The organism is Streptomyces sp. GESEQ-4 (assembly GCF_017948455.1).
Lineage (GTDB): Bacteria > Actinomycetota > Actinomycetes > Streptomycetales > Streptomycetaceae > Streptomyces.
In genome coordinates this window covers 30,391-47,379 of sequence record NZ_JAFFSU010000008.1, presented here as the reverse complement: position 1 = coordinate 47,379, position 16,989 = coordinate 30,391, and the positions used below count along the sequence as shown (strand labels likewise).

Below are 16,989 nucleotides of genomic sequence, written 5' to 3'. Positions count from 1 at the left end.
TCCACTTCCCTGCCGCGCCGCCATACGCGCGTGCCCCTGACGTGGAGGGAGCGGCGCACGTCCCTTGACCGGTGGGGGCGGGTGCGGGTGCGCGGGTCATTCGCGTTCGTGTCGGGCCGGTCGTGGGCCGGGGAACCCGGAGACTCAGGCGCCCCGGAGGAGTCCCGGGGGCCCGATGGACCGACCGGTTCCACGGGTCGGCCGGAGGGGTCATGCCCGCCACCGCCGAGCGAGCCGCGGCAAGCCTGCTGAAGTGGGGACACGACCGCGTGGCGCATGCGAGGTCACCTCGTCCTGTTCCCATCGCGAGCGGCTGCTTCCAGCGTGCTCCCCCGGCTCCGGATGCGCGACCGACCCAGCGGCTCGGCGGGGCCCGGCGGGCGATACCTCGAGTTACAGACCGTCGCGAATGATGACGACGACGATCTGGACGTGCCGCTCGGCCGCCGTGGCCGCCACGGGTGAACAGCGTGGGGAGGACCAGCCCGCCGGCCGAGGCCGATCGAGCCGACTGCGTCGGATGGTGGGGCCGCGCGCAACCACTCTGGAGCGCGGTCACCTGGTCCACGACCCGGGTGGACGCCGACGAACTGAGCCTGCCCGACGCACTTCGGATCGCCACTGCCGCTACCCCACCGACAGATCCAAGCCGGCGGTCAGGCCTGAGGCGGACGGGAGCGGGCCGTGCGGGTTCCGCAGCGGGACGACGCCCACGCTGCGGCCGTCCCGGTCCAGCAGCCGCCCCATGTGCTTGACCGTGCGCAGCACCACCGAGCGGTCGCCGATGGTCAGGCGCGGCAGTCGGCGCGACAGATGGGCTTCAAAGGCGTGCACGTCGGCCAGCGTCCGCAGCCAGACATCGATCACTAGGTTGTTCGGCCCCGCCGTGATCCCACACGACCTGACCTCTCGCACGCCGGCCAGCACCCGGGTCGTCTCCTCCAGGTACTGGCCCGGTACGGACGCGAAGTACACCGCCGACAGGGGCCATCCGGACAGTGGCCGGGCCAGGTCGCAGCGCAGGCTCACCCGTGAGGCGAGCAGCGACTGGAGTCTGCGGCGCACCGTCGTCAGACCGGCGTCGGTCGCCGCCGCCAGACTGCGCAGGGACATGCGGCCGTCCGTGCTCAGCAGTTCCATGAGGTGTGCGTCCAGGGTGTCCCAACTCGCCGTTTCCGCCATGGCCGACGGCACGGGCAGGGCCGCCTCGATCCGCGCGCACTGGGCGGCGTCCAGACTGCGCAGCCTCCACCGGCTGCCCTCGGTGGGCACGCCCGTGGACACATGCGTACGTGTGGCCCGTACCCCCGGAGTCCCGTGGAAGAGCAGGGTGGTGAGGTGGGCCAGTTCGTTCAGGTCGGGGGCCTGCACCGAGGCCACCAGGTCCCGGCCGCCCGCCATGAGCTTGATGTTCGCCACCGCCGACTCCGCCGCGAGGACCTGCGCCACGTCCTCGGCCGCACCCGGTTCCGAATCGACCTCCACGACCCCGCTCACCACGATCCGGGAGTTCGACAGCCGCGGATAGGCCGTCACCCATGCCAGACCGGCCTCCTCCAGCCGTCGCCAACGCCGGGCCGCGGTCACCGGGTTGATGCCGAGCACCTCGCCGACCAGGGTCCATGAGGCCCTGGGATGGATCTGCAGCGCGTGCACGACGGACCGGTCGAGCTCGTCCAGCGTCGTCGCGGCACGATCCTGCGCCCCTCCGGGCGGCGTATTCCTGCGCGTCTCGCGGGAATCGAGGCCGAAAGCTGCACCGTAACACCGGGTTTTCTTGTGCATTCCACACTCCATTCGCCTGTAACTGATGCCACATTCCCGATATCGGAGGAGTGATTCCGCCCGCCATGACGGATGCCATGAAGCAAGAGCGAGAGACCGTCAGGACCGCGCTGCGGTTCGACAACGCCCGGCTCATCGACGGCACCGGGGCAACTCCCGTGAACGACGCGGTTGTTGTCGCCGATGCCGAGGGAACCATCACCTACGCCGGCCCCGCCGCGACGGCGCCCGACGACACCGCAACGACGAAGACCGTCGACGTCGGCGGCCGTACCGTCCTGCCCGGGTTCTTCGACTGCCATGTCCACCTCGCGTACGCACAGGGCTCGCCGCCCGGTCGCCGCGCCGAACTCGACCCCGTGCTGGTCACCTTGGACACCGCCGCGCGGATGCGGCAGACCCTCGACGCGGGCATCACCACGGCCCGTGACGTGGGCGGCCTGTCCGCGGGCTACCGCACCGCCGTCGAGACCGGCCGGATCGTCGGTCCCCGGCTGCACACGGCCGTACGGATCATCAGCCACACCGGCGGCCATGCCGACGTACGCCTGCCCGACGGCACCGATCTGAGCGCGGGCATGTCGGAGCTCGCGGACACGGCCGACGCGGCCCGCCTCGCCGTGCGCCGCGTTCTGCGGGACGGCGCCGACCTGGTGAAGGTCTGCGCCACGGGCGGCATGGGCAGCCCGTACGACCAGCCCGACGACGAGGGCCTCCTGGAGGAGGAGATCCGGGCCGTGGTGGACGAGGCCCGTCGGCACGGGGGCAAGCCGGTCGCCGCGCACGCCCAGGGCAACGCGGGCATCGTCAACGCCATCCGGGGCGGCGTCACCAGCATCGAGCACGGCTACGGCCTGGACGAGCGGGCCCTGGAGTTGGCGGGCGAGCGCGGCACCTTCGTCGTACCGACGCTGTCGACCGTGTACGCCGGGATCAACAAGGACACGATGCCGGACTACCACTACCAGAAGAAGGTCCGCTGGTCCGGGCTGACCAAGGAGAACATCGCCCGGGCCATCGAGTACGGGGCCCGGATCGCGCTGGGCACCGACGCCGCGGTCGGCCCGCACGGTGTGAACCTGATGGAGCTCAGCTATCTGGTGGACCTGGGCATGGACCCGATGGCCGCCATCGTCGCCGGGACCCGCACCTCCGCCGAACTCCTCGGTGTCGCCGACCGGTTGGGCACGCTGGCCCCCGGCCGCACCGCCGACCTGATCGTCTGCGACGGCGATCCGCTCACGGACATCGGCGTCCTCGGCGATCCCGCCAACATCGTCTGCGTCGTCCAGGACGGCGTGATCCGCAAGGACCTCCTGCTCCCAGGGGCCACGACCGGAAGGCAGCCCTGATGTCGTCCTCATTGACCGGCCTCCCCGGCCCGGACAGCAAGTCCCCGAAGTCCCCGGACGCCGAGCGGCGCGGCGCCCTCGACCGGGTGCTCTCGCTGATCGAGCGGGCGGGCAACTCCCTGCCCAACCCGATCGTCCTGTTCGCCGTGCTCTTCGTACTCCTGGGTCTCGTCTCCACCGCCCTCTCCCTTGCCGACGTCTCCGTCGACGTCCCCGGCACCGACGACACCAAGCCGGTCACCGGGCTGTTCACCGGCGAGGGACTGCGCTGGCTGGTGGAGAACCTGATCCCCAACTTCGCGACGTTCCCGCCGATCGGTGCCGTACTGGTCCTGATCATGGTGGTCGGGCTCGCGGAGAAGGTGGGGTTGCTGGAGACCCTGATGCGGGCCACGCTGGCCCGGGTGCCGCGGGCCGTGCTCCCGTACGCGGTGGCGCTCATCGCCAGCCAGGCGCACATGATGAGCGACGTCGCCGCGATCGTGCTGCCGCCGCTGGCCGCTCTGGTCTTCAAGAGCGCCGGACGTCATCCCGTCGCGGGTCTCATCGGCGGCTTCGCCTGCGTGACGGCGGGGTACTCCGCCGGCTTCACGATCGGCTCGCTCGACGCCCTGTACGTCGGGATCACCCAGCAGGCGGCCGCGGTGCTCCCGGCCGCCGCCGGACTCGACATCCATCTGCTGATCAACTACTTCTTCACCGCGGCGAGCAGCATCGTGCTCGCCCTGCTCGGCGGATTCCTCATCAGCCGTGTCCTGGAGCCACGGTTGGGGACGTACGAGCCTGCCGCGGACGAGCCCGAGCAGCAGGACCTCACCCTCACGCCCGTCCAGCGCCGAGGGCTGCTCCTCACCGGCCTGGTCGTCCTCCTCTACCTGGGCGCGGTCCTCGCCCTGTGGCTGCCGCCGGGGGCGCCGCTGCGCGGCGAGGGCGGGGCCTTCGTACCATCGCCGTTGCTCAGCGGCATCGTCCCCGTCCTCTTCGGGGCCTTCCTGCTGGCGGGACTCACGTACGGCATCGCGGTCAAGAAGGTCACCCGCACCGAGGACGCGGTCACCGCCGTGACCGACTCGGTGAAGAACATGTCCGGCTACATCGTCATGATGTTCGTCGCCGCGCAGGTCATCGCGCTGTTCACGTGGTCCAACGTCGGGGTGCTGCTGGCGGTGAAGGCCGCCGCGCTGTTCGACTCCATGGGAGTGACCGGCTTCTGGGCGATCGTCGTGTTCGTCCTGCTGGCCTCCTGCCTCAACCTCTTCATCGTCTCCGGCTCGGCCCTGTGGTCCCTGGTCGGCCCCGTCTTCGTCCCCGCGTTCATGCTGATGGGCATGAGCCCGGCGCTCAGCCAGGCCGCCTTCCGCATCGGCGACTCCGCGACCGGCGCCATCACCCCGATGAACCCGTACGTCTTCCTCATCCTGGCCATGCTCCGCCAGTACGAGCCGGAGGCCAGGCTCGGCACCCTGATCTCCCGGCTCGCGATCTTCGTGGCCCCGTTCCTGGCGGTGTGGCTGGTGATCCTGGGGATCTTCTACGGGTTCGATCTGCCGCTCGGGCCGGGTGCGCACATCGGCCTCAAGTGACCGGGTTACGCCGCCGCCACCCATTCCAGGACGACCTTCGAGAACTCCTCGGGCAGTTGCTCCAGGGCCGGGACATGGCCGCCGGACAGGACGCGGGTCTCGCAGCCGAGGGCGGCGGCGAACTTCTCCAGGGAGGGCAGGGAGTAGTGGTCACCAGGGGCGCAGACCGCGAGGGTCCGGGCCGTGATGTGAGGCAGACGTTCGTCCATCACAAAGCGCCGCACCGCCTCATGGCCCTCCTCCACCCGGTCGAGGACGGTCAGTGCGTCGACCATGAACCGGTTGAGCGCGGCCTCCTCTCCTTCCTGGTAGAAGCCGCGGCGCCGGTTCCACAGCTCCAGCAGGTGCGAGCCGTCGGGTTTCGGGTCTACATGGTCGACGGGTTTGCGCGTGGCTGCCGTACGCCGTTTCTCCTCGTCGACGAAGGAGGTCGCGGACAGCAGGAGGCTCGCGACCCGGTCCTGGTGGCGGGCGGCGAGTTCGACTGCGATCACCCCGCCCGTGTGGTGCCCGACGAGATGGAAGCGGTCCAGTTCCAGCGCCTCGATCAGGGCGTCGGCGGCGTCCGCGAACCGCTCGATCGTGTGCGGCCCCTCGGGTTTCGCGGAGGCGCCGAAGCCCAGGGTGTCCATGGCGATCGCCCGGTGTTCGGCGCCGACCAAGGGCAGTACGTCGAGGTACTCGGTCCAGGAGCGCGGGGTCTGGTGGAGCATCAGTACGGGCTCACCCCTGCCGCATTCGGCATAGTGCAACTGCCCGAAGGGGCTGGGGACATAGCCCTTGCGCAGGGTGTGCGTCATCGGTGGCCTGCCTTCGCTGGGCTGGGAAGGGAGAGCGCCGGCAGCACCGAGGTACCGACGGCTTCGATCAGTTCGGTGGGCGGGTCGTAGGAGCCGACGTGCTGGAGGAAGACCCCGGTGACTCCGGTGGCGTGCAGGGCGCGGAGGCGTTCGGTGATCTGCTCGGCGGTACCGAACAGGCAGAATTCCCGGGCGAATCGGAGGACCGCCTCGTCGCTGATCCATGCCGAGCAGATCTCGACCGCCCGGTCCCGGTCCTCCGCGTGCACGAGGTCCGGGTAGATGCCCTCGATCCTCGCGGGTACGTCGACGTCGATCCCGGCGAGGGCGAGGAAGGGCGCTCCGCCGTTCTGCGCGATCGAGGCGCAGATGGGTTTGAGCAGCCGGGCTTCGGCTTCGATGTCGTCGGTCACCGCGCAGAACGCGGAGACGGTCAGCGGAATGTCGTCGGCGCTCCGGCCCGCCGCCTCGGCGCCTTCGCGTACGCGGTCGGTGGCGCCTTTCAGCGTCCTCGGCGAAACACCGCTGAGGAGGATCACGCCGTCGGCGATCTCACCGGCGAGCCGCAGGTTCTTCGGACCGCTCGCGGCCAGGTGCAGGGGTACTCGGGGCTGAGGATCGCGCAGTCGGGAGCGGACCTTGCCCTCGAAGTCCCATTCGTTGCCGTCCAGCAGCGCCCGCACCATGCCGAGCCCCTCGCGCATCGCCGCCGAGGTGGTCTGACGCAGGCCGATGGGACCGACCGAGCTGTTGCCCACGCCCAGGCCGAGGGTGAAGCGGCCGAGGGCGAGTTCGGCGACGCTGCGGGCCGCTGATGCGACGACGGCCGGATGGCGGGTCGCCAGGTTGGTGACCGCCGTACCGAGGCCGATCCGTTCGGTGCCCAGGGCGGCGGCGGTCAGTGTGGTGAACACGTCCCGCCACAGGAGCTGGGAGTCCGGGAACCAGACGTCGTGGAAGCCGAGTTGCTCCGCTCGTCGTACGGTCTCGACGACACGGTCCGCGCGGTCGCAGGGCGGGACGCGGATGCCGACCCGGAGCGGCGCCCGCGTGGCGCTCATGACCGCTCTCCCGCTGCCGCCAGGTCGAGGGCGATGTCGGTGATCATGTCTTCCTGGCCGCCGACCATGCCGCGCCGGCCGACCTCGACGAGGATCGCGCGGGTGTCCAGGCCGTAGCGGGCGGCGGCGGTCTCGGCGTGGCGCAGGAAGCTGGAGTACACGCCGGCGTAGCCGAGGCTGAGGGTTTCGCGGTCGACGCGGACGGGGCGGTCCTGGAGGGGTCGTACGAGGTCGTCGGCGGCGTCCATGAGCGGGAACAGGTCGCAGCCGTGCTGCCAGCCCATCAGGTCGGCGACCGCGATGAACGCCTCCAGGGGGCAGTTACCGGCCCCGGCACCCTGCCCGGCCAGGGAGGCGTCGACGCGGGTGCAGCCGTTCTCGACGGCGATGACCGTGTTGGCCACGCCCAGCGCGAGGTTGTGGTGGGCGTGGATACCCAACTCCGTTGCCGGGTCGAGCACGTCGCGGTAGGCACGGAAGCGGTCGCGGACGCCGTCCATGGTGAGCCGGCCGCCGGAGTCGGTGACGTACACGCAGTGTGCGCCGTAGGACTCCATCAGCTTCGCCTGGCGGGCCAGTTCGGCGGGCTCCGCCATGTGGGACATCATCAGGAATCCGGCGACGTCCATGCCCAACTCCCGCGCCGCGTGGATGTGCTGAGCGGAGATGTCCGCCTCGGTGCAGTGGGTGGCGATGCGCACCGAGCGGATGCCCAGGGAGTGCGCCCGCTTGAGGTCGCTCACGGTGCCGATGCCGGGCAGCAGCAGGGTGGTCGGGGTCGCCTGCCGGACGGCGTCGGTGACGGCCTCGATCCACTCCCAGTCGGTGTGGGCGCCGACGCCGTAGGTGATGCTGGAGCCGGACAGGCCGTCGCCGTGCGCGATCTCGATGGCGGCCACTCCGGCCGCGTCGAGGGCGGCGGCGATGGTGCGGGCCTGCTCGACGGTGTAGCGGTGCCGGATGGCGTGCATGCCGTCGCGGAGGGTCACGTCCTGCACGTACAAGGTGGTCACTTGGCCGCCTCCGTCCGGTGGGCGGCCAGGCGTTCCGCGGTGCGCAGCGCGGCCGAGGTCATGATGTCGAGGTTGCCGGCGTAGGCGGGCAGGTAGTGTGCGGCGCCCTCCACCTCCAGGAACACCGAGACCTTCACGGGGGCGGGGTCGGCGGGCACGAGCATGCGCAGGGGGTCGTCGGCGGCGACCTTGTCGAACTGCACCTTCTGCTTCAGCCGGTAGCCGGGGACGTACGCCTGGACCCGTCCGACCATGGCCTCGACGGACGCGGTGACGGCCTGCTCGTCACAGTCGGAGACGAGGCAGTGCACCGTGTCCCGCATGATCAGCGGCGGTTCCGCGGGGTTGAGGACGATGATCGCCTTGCCGCGGGCCGCGCCACCCACCTGCTCGATGGCGGAAGCGGTGGTCTCGGTGAACTCGTCGATGTTCGCCCGCGTACCGGGGCCCGCCGAGCGGGAGGCGATGGAGGCGACGATCTCCCCGTAGTGGACCGGTGTCACGGCCGACACGGCGGCCACGACGGGGATGGTGGCCTGCCCGCCGCAGGTGACCATGTTGACGTTTCCGGCGTCCAGGTGGGCGTCCGCGTTGACCGGCGGCACGACATACGGACCGACCGCCGCCGGGGTCAGATCGACCACCGTGTGCCCGAGACCACGCAGCACCTCGTCATGACGGCGGTGGGCACCCGCCGAGGTGGCGTCGAAGACGATCCGTACGTCCGCGAACTCGTCCAGTGCGACCAGCCCGTCGATGCCCTGATGCGTGGTGGCCACCCGCAACCGACGGGCGCGGGCGAGACCGTCGGAGTCGGGATCGATGCCGGCCACCGCCGCCATCTCCAGGCTCTCCGACAGCCGCAGCACTTTGATCATGAGGTCGGTGCCGATGTTCCCCGAGCCGATGACCGCCACCTTGGTACGGAAACTCACGACCGGTCTCCTTCCATCGCGAACCCGACCGCCACCCGGCCCAGTTGACTGATACGTGCCTCGAACCGGTCCCCCGGCACCGCGACCGCCATCGGACCCAGCGCCCCCGTCAGCACCACATCCCCGGCCCGCAACGGATCCCCCATCCCGGCCAGCGTCGCCGCCAGCCACACCGCCGCGTTCAGCGGACCGCCCAGGCAGTCGGCACCGGTGCCCTCGGAGACCAGCTCGCCGCCGCGGGTCATCGTCATCCGTACGCCGCGCAGGTCCAGGCCCATCAGCGGTACGGGGGTGCCGCCGAGCACGAAGAGGCCGCTGGAGGCGTTGTCAGCGACCGTGTCGACGATGGTGATGTCCCACTCCGCGATCCGGCTGTCCACGATCTCCAGCGCGGGCAGTGCGAAGTCGGTGGCGCGCAGCACGTCGGCCACCGTGCACTCGGAGTGCGGCAGATCCGCGCCCAGGACCAGGGCGACCTCCGCCTCCACCTTGGGCTGAAGCAGCCGCCCGGCCGCCACCTCACCACCCTCCGGGACCGCCATGTCGGCGAAGAGGGCCCCGAAGTCGGGCTGGTCCACGCCGAGTTGGGCCTGCACGGCGGGCGACGTCAGGCCGATCTTCCGGCCGACGATCCGACGCCCGGCTGCCACGCCACGCTCGACGTTCGCCCGCTGCACCGCGTACGCGGCGGCGATGTCACCCTCGGGCAACAGGGCGCGTACGGGCGGGCAGGCCGTACCCGTGCGCCCCGCCTCGACGAGCGTGTCCGCGACCTTGATCACCTCGGGGGCGGTCACGAGCCCACCTGCGCGATCAGAGGCGACTCGGCGTCGACGGGCCCCACACCGCTCGCACCGCCCGGCGTCCCCAGCGGTTCCGTCCGGCCGGGCAGCACCACCTCGAAGAACTGCCGGTTGTCCTCCCGGTGTTCGGGTTCGGCGCGCCGGTCGACGGTGATCGCCTGCTCGGGGCAGGCGACCTCGCAGGCACCGCAGTCGATGCACTCCATCGGGTTGATGTAGAGCTTGCGGGCGCCCTCGTAGATGCAGTCGACGGGGCATTCCTCGACGCATGAACGGTCCATGATGTCGACACAGGCCGACCCGATGACGTACGTCATCTCAGTTCTCCTTCTCGGTGGAATGCCCGGGGAACAGCTGGGCCTCCGGGTCGATGACGGTGGCGGCGTTGTTCACGGCGGTCGCGACCTCGCCGAAGCCGACGGCGATGAGGCGCACCTTGCCCGGGTAGTCGGTGATGTCGCCCGCGGCGAACACGCGGGGGACGTTGGTGGCCATCCGGGTGTCCACGGCGATGTGCCGGGCTTGGAGGGTCAGGCCCCAGTCCTTGAGTGGGCCGAGGTCGGCGGTGAAGCCGAGGGCCGCGACGACGGTCTGTGCCGGGAGGAGCCGGGTGCTCTTGTCCACGCGGTGCCGGATCTCCGCCTGCTCCAGGTGTGCGTAGCCGTGCAGCGCGCTCACCTCGGAGTCCACGATGATCTCGATGCCGAGCGTGCGGACCTTCTCCACGGTCGCGCGATGGGCGCGGAACCGGCTGCTGCGGTGGACGAGCTTGACGGACCGGGCGATCGGGGCGAGCATCGCCGCCCAGTCGAAGGCGCTGTCGCCGCCGCCGACGACCACCACGTCGTGGCCGGCGTGGTCGGCGGGGTCCGGCACGAAGTAGACCTGGCCACGGCCGAGGTAGGCGTCGCCCGCCGGGAGGGGTCTGGGGGTGAATGTGCCCACTCCCCCGGTGATCACGACGGCTCCGGCGTGGACCGTGGTCCCCTGATCGCTGCGTACGACGGGACGTCCGTCCGCGTCGTGGGAGAGCTCGACCGCGCGATGACCGAGCAGGTAGACGGGCCCGTACGGCTCGGCCTGGGCGACCAGGTTGTCGACGAGGTCGCGGCCGCGCACCGACGGGAACCCGGCGATGTCGAAGATGGGCTTCTCCGGGTACATGGCGCTGATCTGGCCGCCGCACTGGGGCAGGACGTCCATGACCGCCACCCGGAGCCCGCGGAAGCCCGCGTAGTAGGTGCCGTAGAGGCCCGCGGGCCCGGCGCCGATGATCAGGACGTCTGTCTCGATCCGGCGCGAGAAGTCCGTGCTCACCGGCACGTCGGATAGAACGCTCATGGTCTGGGAGCGTATGGACGACCGCGATCCCGCCCAACGAGTCCGTTCCGGTGAGCAGGACGCCTTGCTTATGCGGACCCGGCCGGCGCTGGGATGGTCGGCGTCCGACGATTTCCCGCCAGCGGAGGACCCACATGCGTACGGACAGAGAACCACGGCTCGGTGTCAGGCTCAGCACCATGACCGCCGCCTGCGCGGCACTGGTCCTCACCACGGCCTGCACGGCCGGTTCGACGGACTCGGCGGGGGTGTCGTCGGCAGGGAAGCCGACGGTACGGGTCGCCCTCGGTGTCGACGCCTCGTATGCGCCGTTCTACCTGGCCATGGAACGGGGCATGTTCGAGAAGGCGGGCGTCGATGTCGAGCTCGTGAAGACCGAAGGCGGTCCCGCGGCGGCCGAGGCCGTGTCCGCGGGCACCGCGCAGATCTCGGCCAACGCCGACTCCACCGCCCTGCCGCTGATGGCGGCCAATCCCGATCTGCGGTCCCTGGGCGTCTTCCAGTCCTCCGACCGCTACCTCAAGGTCGTCCTGCGCGACGGCATCACGTCACCGAAGCAGATCAAGACGATGGCGTCGATCGGCGGGCTCGGGCTGTACGCGACGCATCAGTATCTGCGCCACAACGGCATCGATCCGAAGTCGGTGAAGATCCCGCAGAGTTCGCCGCCGGAGATCCCGGGCATGCTCAAGCAGGGCTCGATCGACGCGTACATCCTCTTCGAGCCGTGGGCGGCGAAGGGCGACGCCGACGGCGGTCATATCGAGGGGCGCATCGGTGACTTCGGGGTGAAGTACGTGCAGTGGCTGCTCACCGACCAGAAGTGGCTCAAGGACAACGAGGAGGTTGCCGGCAAGGTCTTCAAGGTGGTGGCCGCCGCGGACAAGCTCGTCACCGACGACCCCGCCGCCGCGGCGAAGGCCTCGAACCAGCAGGTGAAACTCCCCGCGGCGGAGACGGCGAAGGTGCTGCCGGAGATCACCTTCGCCGCCCGCGGCATCAACGGCACGGATGTCACCGAGTCGAAGAAGATCGTCGACTTCCTCCTCGACCAGAACCTGATCAAGCAGTCGCCGGACCTGGGGACGTCGCTGCTGAAGGGCTGGTACGAGCAGCACGCGAAGTGAGTCAGGCCCGCGTGAGTCCGACCTGCCCTGTGACGCAGGGGACGCCGTCGTCCTTGAGGACCGAGACGTCGAGCGTCACCCGCACTCCCTCGTCGCAGGGCTCGGTCGTACGTACCGTCGCGGTCCAGGTGAGCTTTTCCCCGGCCACGGCGGTCGCCCGGTTGCGCCAGCTCACCGACTCCAGGCGGGCTCCGGGCCCGGCCCACTGAAGCGCGTACCGGCTGAGCGTCTCGCCGTGCAGGGTGGACTGGACGACCACGTCCGGGAAACCCTCCGTGGCGGCGAACTCGGCGTCGTAGTGGATGCGATGGGAGTTCCACGACACGGCGCTGAACCGGAACAGCTGGAGCCTGCTGTGGGAGTACACGCGTGGCGGGCAGACCTGCCCTTCGGCGGCAGCCGACGTCATGCGGCGGCCCCGCCGTCCAGGACGACGATCGTCTCGTCCACGGCCATCAGTTCCTCTCCGTCCTCCGCGGTGAAGCGGGTGGTGACCCCGAGCAGCACGAACTCGCCCGACTGGCCGCGCCGGTGATCGGCCGAGGTGACCGCGCGGGAGGCGGTGACGCGGGCGCCCGCGACAGGGGGGCGGCCCAGCCGGACCGACTCGCCACCGTGCACCTGGCGTACCGGCAGGCCCTGCGTGCAGGGCGATTCGCGCAGCGCGAGCCCGTCCGGGCGCAGTTCGCCCTCGACCGGGCCGTCCTCCCAGCTCAGCGTTCCGGCGAGGAACAGGGCGGGGGCGACGACCGGTTCCCCGGCCGCCTCCTGGGCGCGGGCCCGGCGGATGTAGTCCGTGTCGTTGAGTGCGGCGGCGTACCGGCAGAAGTCCTTCACGCGGAGCACGCCGCAGTCCTCGGTCTCCCATTCCCCGATCAGCTTCCGGGCACGGGAGAGCACCTCGTCCAGTGCCGCGGTCGTGTGGTGCCGGCTCACCGCAGCGACCGGCTGATTCCCAGGGCGGCGGTGCGCAGTGCCGTGGCGTGCCCGGAGGGGTCCATGCGGTAGGTGGGCGCGGTGATGGACAGCGCGCCGACGAGCGTGGACCGGCTGCCGAAGACCGGCACGGCCATACTCGTGTAACCCAGGCGGATCTCCTCGGCCTCGGTCGCGATGCCCTCCGCCCGGATCCGCTCCAGTTGGGCGCGCAGCCGGCCCGGTGAGGTGACCGTGTGCCGAGTGAACGGCTTCAGCCCGCTCCTGACCACCTCGGCGAACAGCGAGCCGGGTGAGTAGGCCAGGATCGCCTTGCCGGTGGCCGTGCAGTACAGCGGCAGCCGGCCCGCCACCCGGGACTCCTCGTTCAGACCTCGGTGCGGGAAGATCTTCTCCAGGTACACCACGTCGAGGCTGTCGTGGATGGCGAAGTGGATGGTCTCCTGGGTGGCCAGCAGGAGGTCCTCCATATACGGCTGGGCCACCTCCCGCAGGATGCGCTGCCGGTGCACCCGCTGGCCCATCTCGAACAGCCGCAGCCCGAGCCGGTAGTCGCAGCCCGTCCGCTCCAGCAGCCCCCACACCACCAGCTCCTGGGCGAGCCGGTGCACGGTGGCCTTGGCCACGCCCGTGCGGCGCACCAGTTCGGCCAGCGAGAGGGCGCTGTCCTCGGCGGTGAACGCCTCCAGGATCGGTCTGACCTTGCCCAGGACGGAGTTCATCGGGTCGGGGCAGGAGGCGGGGTCGGGAGCGGGAGCCGGGTCGGGTGGGCGGGGGATGGCGGACCCGACGGGTTGGATGCCGGTGCGGCCGATCGAGGTGACCGTCATGGGGAGAACCTCCCGATCAATCCGTTGCCTTCCGGAGAACGCGGTACGTGGCTGGATCTGGCCCCTCAACGGAACCACGCCTGCCTTGATCATGACTATGAGTCGGGGTGTTAATTCGCCGTGACCGCGGACGCGGAACGGGCGTTCCTACCGCGCCTCGGCGAGGAACGCCAGGCTGAGCGGGTTGTAGAGGTCGGCCTTCTCGTGCTGCGGCCAGTGCCCGCACTCGTTGAAGACCTCCAGGCGGGCGCCGGGGATGGCGGCAGCGATGGCTTCGGCCTCCGGGACGTCCCCGAGCGGGTTCTTGTTGCCCCAGACGACCAGGGTCGGGGCCTTGATGCGGGCCATCCGGTCGTGGCGGAGCAGATTGCGCTCGCGCGTCTCGGGCTCCTGAAGGGCCAGCAGGTTGTGCAGGTTCCGCTGGAAGTCGGGGTGGTGGTAGATGTCGTAGCGGACCTGGGTCAGCTCCTCGCCGAGGTCCTCGTCCCACTCGGCCCACAGCAGCCGCAGCCGCTCCCGGGTGAAGGACACGTCGTCCTCCAGGGCGGCGGCCCGCGTCGAGGTCTTCAGCCGCTCCATCACCTTCGGGTTGACCTTCGTACCGCCCATGCACAGCAGTTGCAGCGAGGCGACCCGGTCCGGGTACTCGCTCGCTGCCCAGGACGAGACCCAGCCGCCCAGCGACTCCCCGACCAGGTGGGCGCGTTCGGCGCCGACGGCGTCCAGGTAGGACATCAGGTGCTCGACGTACGCGGGGATTTCGCCCGGGCGGTCCGGCTTGCCGGTGTAGCCGTGGCCGAGCATGTCGATGGCGTGGCAGCGGTAGCGCGCGGCGTGCGCCGGGATGTTCCGTACGAACGCCTCAAGGTGGCCGGTCGTGCCGTGCAGGAACACCACGTGCTCGCCGTCCTCGGGACCCGCCTGCAGGGCCCGGGTCTTGAAGCCGCCGGTCTCCACGTACGCGTGCCGGTAGTCGACGCCGGTCAGTTCGTTCCAGATGCTCATGGCTGCCTTTCAGTGGTCTGTCTGTACGGGGTCGAGGACGGCGACGGCCATGCCCGTCAGCCACTCGGGCATCGGCTCGTAGGCCAGCCGCCGGCCGGGGGCGTGGTCGAGCAGGGCCGCCATCAGCAGCCAGGTGCGTACTTCCTGGGCACCGTTGCCCGCGACCTTCTCCAACTCCTCGGTGGAGTACTCGGTCATGCGGTGGGTCCGGCCGTGCTCCACGAGGGAGAGGAACTCGTCGTCGAACTCGGGGTTGAGGGCGGCCTCGGCGGCCCGGATGATCTCGCGGCGCCGGACGTCGTAGTCCTGCCAGTTCTCCCGGCCGTTGAGCCAGGCGCCGACCATGAACTCCTCGTCCTCGCCGTGCGGTTCCCGCCAGTCGGGCCAGGGCAGCCGGTGCGAGAGTCCGCCGGAGCCGATCACCGCGACGCGTCGGTCGCCGGGAAAGGCGAGTACGGCGTCCCTGATGGCACTGCCCAGCTCTTCGCAGCGCGCGAGGGTGGGCAGTGGGTGGGCGAAGACGTTGACGACGAGCGGAACGATCTCCACGTCAAGGCCGTCGAGCAGGTACTGGACGGCGTGCGACTGGCCGTGGTCGATCTGGAGCCGGGCCGAGTACGCGGGGTCGAAACGGCCGCCTTCCACAAGGGAGTTGGCTATGTGGCGGGCGAGCGGCACATCCACCGGCTGCGGCCCTTTCGGGGTGCCGGACTCACCGCTCGCGACGCACTCGCCGACGCCCAGGGTGAAGGGAGGGATGAGGTCCAGCCAGAAGCCCCGGAAGTGGTTGGAGCCGACGAGGATCACGGTGTCGGGGCGGGCCGTGGCGAGCTCGTCGCGCGCCGCTTTCAGCGCGTCGCGGAACCGCTCCGCGCGGTCCTTGTGGAGGGTCTCCTCCCAGTGGGTGTTCATCAGCGTGCTGTGCGAGGCGCCGACGCCCAGGACGATCTCGGTCATGCCACCTTTCCTTCCACTGCTTCCACCTCGGCGCGGGAGCGGGTGACGGTGTCGACGGCCGTACGGATCAGATGACGCGTCAGCTTCTCCATGGCCCGTACGGAGACGGTGTTCATCCCTCGCGCGAAGTCGATCTCGAAGGGGGCCTCGGCCTGGGCGACCTTCGGCATGCCGACGCGGACGGTGGGGATACCGCGACCGCGCAGGATGTTGGCGTCGGTGGCGCCGCTGTTGCCGCGGACGATGTCGTGTTCGCGTCCCTCCAGGGCCTCCCAACTCGCTTGTGCGGTACGGGAGATCCAGCTGTCGGGGTCGGTCCGTGTGCCGGGGATGGCCAGGACCATCTCGGCGGTCACGTCGGTCTTCGGCAGCTTGTCGAGGGCTGCGAGGAACTCCCGCTTGGCCTGCATGGGGGTGGTGTCCGGGCTGATGCGGAGGTCCACCATGAGCGTGCAGGCGGCCGGGGTCACGGCTGCCATGCGCGGCCAGCCGCCGCGTACCGACGACACGATGCCCTGCGGTGCGACCGTGCCGGCGGTGTGGCGGTCGGCGTACTCGACGAACCACTCCTCCAGGTGCCGGGCGACCTCTCCGGCGCGGGCGATGGCGTTGTCGTACGGGAGCCGGTGGCGCGACCCGACGTAGGTGTGGGTGCCGCGGACGGTGACCTCGAACCAGACGAGGCCGACCTCGTCCCAGGAGATGGTCCAGCCGGGCTTGGCGATGACCGCGTAGTCGGCCCACACGCCCTGCTCCAGCAGGAACGAACAACCCACACCCTGACCTGTGTTGTACCGGACGCCGACCGGACGCGCGTTGGTGGGCATACCGCCCGCGCCGAACGCGGCGATCAGATCGCCGGTGAGCGGGATCCCGGCCCGGGCGATCGCCTCGGCGGCCATCATCACGCACGCGGCGTGCCCCTTCGGGTTGGACGCCCCGAGCCCGGTCACCAACTCCCCGTCGACGACGGCCCTCGGGCGCATGTCGTCCCTCAACTCCGGCCCGATCCAGGGGAGATCTTCGCTCTCCTCACCCACGGTCAGAGTGTCGATCGGGGCGTAGAGCATGAGGTCGGGGCCGGTGCCGTCGCCTTCGACGCGCGCCCAGGCGTTGGCCTGGCGGTCGTCGAGCGGCTGCACCTCGGCCCGGCATCCTGCGTACGAGAGAGTGGCGGCGATGTGCTGAGCGAGGGGCCCCTCGTCGCCCGTTGGGCTGGGGATGTCGACGAGTCCGACGACGAGTTCGCGCAGCCGGTCGCCGGTGACGTGCCGCCAGGCTTCGGTGACCCAGGCGCTTCGGCGCTCGTCCAGCCCGGCCAGGCCCGCCGGTCGAGGGCCGCTCATTGGTTGATCCTGTGGACCTGGGTCATGGTGGTGCGCTCGAAGCGCTTCTTCGCCAGCGGGAGCGCGAGAGCGAGCGCGGCTCCGGCCAGCAGGGTGAGCAGGGTGCGGCCCATGG

General features: G+C 70.5%; 17 protein-coding genes. 3 read left to right on the top strand and 14 right to left on the bottom strand.

The features are described 5' to 3' along the window. Nucleotides 1-627: 627 nt before the first annotated feature. The gene (locus tag KCH48_RS17420) at nt 628-1,785 is read right to left on the bottom strand and encodes an Lrp/AsnC family transcriptional regulator (RefSeq protein WP_210575123.1); all 1,158 of its coding nucleotides are present in this window, start codon (nt 1,783-1,785) and stop codon (nt 628-630) included. A 77-nt stretch (nt 1,786-1,862) separates the two neighbouring features. On the opposite strand from KCH48_RS17420, the gene KCH48_RS17415 reads away from it, so the two are divergent. Further along, nucleotides 1,863-3,137 (top strand): amidohydrolase family protein, encoded by a 1,275-nt coding sequence (locus tag KCH48_RS17415; protein ID WP_374104688.1) that lies wholly within the window; start codon nt 1,863-1,865, stop codon nt 3,135-3,137. Next, on the top strand, nt 3,137-4,720 hold the full coding sequence (locus KCH48_RS17410; protein WP_210575119.1) for an AbgT family transporter: 1,584 nt from the start codon (nt 3,137-3,139) through the stop codon (nt 4,718-4,720). Before KCH48_RS17415 ends, KCH48_RS17410 begins: the two co-directional genes overlap by 1 nt. Before the next feature lie 5 nt (nt 4,721-4,725). On the opposite strand, the gene KCH48_RS17405 is transcribed toward KCH48_RS17410, so the two are convergent. The 7 genes from KCH48_RS17405 to KCH48_RS17375 are packed head-to-tail and all read right to left on the bottom strand — an operon-like array spanning nt 4,726 to nt 10,673. Further along, nucleotides 4,726-5,520, bottom strand: coding sequence for an alpha/beta fold hydrolase (locus tag KCH48_RS17405; RefSeq protein WP_210575117.1), 795 nt, complete (start codon nt 5,518-5,520; stop codon nt 4,726-4,728). After that, nucleotides 5,517-6,581 (bottom strand): LLM class flavin-dependent oxidoreductase, encoded by a 1,065-nt coding sequence (locus KCH48_RS17400; protein WP_210575115.1) that lies wholly within the window; start codon nt 6,579-6,581, stop codon nt 5,517-5,519. Before KCH48_RS17400 ends, KCH48_RS17405 begins: the two co-directional genes overlap by 4 nt. Continuing rightward, the gene (dmpG, locus tag KCH48_RS17395; protein ID WP_210575114.1) at nt 6,578-7,594 is read right to left on the bottom strand and encodes a 4-hydroxy-2-oxovalerate aldolase; all 1,017 of its coding nucleotides are present in this window, start codon (nt 7,592-7,594) and stop codon (nt 6,578-6,580) included. The genes KCH48_RS17400 and dmpG overlap by 4 nt, the downstream gene beginning before the upstream one ends. Next, nucleotides 7,591-8,529 (bottom strand): acetaldehyde dehydrogenase (acetylating), encoded by a 939-nt coding sequence (locus tag KCH48_RS17390; protein ID WP_210575113.1) that lies wholly within the window; start codon nt 8,527-8,529, stop codon nt 7,591-7,593. Before KCH48_RS17390 ends, dmpG begins: the two co-directional genes overlap by 4 nt. Further along, nucleotides 8,526-9,326: a 2-keto-4-pentenoate hydratase gene (mhpD, locus tag KCH48_RS17385; protein ID WP_210575112.1), complete on the bottom strand. Its 801-nt coding sequence runs from the start codon at nt 9,324-9,326 to the stop codon at nt 8,526-8,528. The genes KCH48_RS17390 and mhpD overlap by 4 nt, the downstream gene beginning before the upstream one ends. Then, a complete protein-coding gene (gene fdxA / locus KCH48_RS17380; protein ID WP_210575111.1) occupies nt 9,323-9,649 on the bottom strand; it encodes a ferredoxin in 327 nt (108 codons plus the stop codon). The genes mhpD and fdxA overlap by 4 nt, the downstream gene beginning before the upstream one ends. Before the next feature lies 1 nt (nt 9,650). Continuing rightward, nucleotides 9,651-10,673, bottom strand: coding sequence for an NAD(P)/FAD-dependent oxidoreductase (locus KCH48_RS17375; protein WP_210575110.1), 1,023 nt, complete (start codon nt 10,671-10,673; stop codon nt 9,651-9,653). A 134-nt stretch (nt 10,674-10,807) separates the two neighbouring features. On the opposite strand from KCH48_RS17375, the gene KCH48_RS17370 reads away from it, so the two are divergent. Further along, the gene (locus KCH48_RS17370) at nt 10,808-11,800 is read left to right on the top strand and encodes an ABC transporter substrate-binding protein (protein WP_246885455.1); all 993 of its coding nucleotides are present in this window, start codon (nt 10,808-10,810) and stop codon (nt 11,798-11,800) included. Nucleotide 11,801: 1 nt separating this feature from the next. Here the strand turns inward: KCH48_RS17370 and KCH48_RS17365 are convergent, their stop codons facing one another. The 6 genes from KCH48_RS17365 to KCH48_RS17340 all read right to left on the bottom strand — a co-directional run bounded on the left by KCH48_RS17365 (nt 11,802) and on the right by KCH48_RS17340 (nt 16,874). Then, nucleotides 11,802-12,209: a MaoC/PaaZ C-terminal domain-containing protein gene (locus KCH48_RS17365; RefSeq protein WP_210575109.1), complete on the bottom strand. Its 408-nt coding sequence runs from the start codon at nt 12,207-12,209 to the stop codon at nt 11,802-11,804. Then, on the bottom strand, nt 12,206-12,736 hold the full coding sequence (locus tag KCH48_RS17360) for a MaoC family dehydratase N-terminal domain-containing protein (RefSeq protein ID WP_210575108.1): 531 nt from the start codon (nt 12,734-12,736) through the stop codon (nt 12,206-12,208). The genes KCH48_RS17365 and KCH48_RS17360 overlap by 4 nt, the downstream gene beginning before the upstream one ends. Continuing rightward, a complete protein-coding gene (locus KCH48_RS17355; protein ID WP_210575106.1) occupies nt 12,733-13,566 on the bottom strand; it encodes an IclR family transcriptional regulator in 834 nt (277 codons plus the stop codon). The genes KCH48_RS17360 and KCH48_RS17355 overlap by 4 nt, the downstream gene beginning before the upstream one ends. 147 nt (nt 13,567-13,713) lie before the next feature. Then, nucleotides 13,714-14,571 carry an alpha/beta fold hydrolase gene (locus KCH48_RS17350; RefSeq protein WP_210575104.1) on the bottom strand — a complete coding sequence of 286 codons (858 nt, stop codon included), beginning with the start codon at nt 14,569-14,571 and terminating at the stop codon, nt 13,714-13,716. A 9-nt stretch (nt 14,572-14,580) separates the two neighbouring features. Continuing rightward, nucleotides 14,581-15,528 carry a catechol 1,2-dioxygenase gene (locus tag KCH48_RS17345; protein WP_210575102.1) on the bottom strand — a complete coding sequence of 316 codons (948 nt, stop codon included), beginning with the start codon at nt 15,526-15,528 and terminating at the stop codon, nt 14,581-14,583. Next, nucleotides 15,525-16,874, bottom strand: a complete 1,350-nt coding sequence (locus KCH48_RS17340; RefSeq protein ID WP_210575100.1) for a M20 family metallopeptidase — start codon at nt 16,872-16,874, stop codon at nt 15,525-15,527. Before KCH48_RS17340 ends, KCH48_RS17345 begins: the two co-directional genes overlap by 4 nt. Nucleotides 16,875-16,989: the final 115 nt, after the last annotated feature.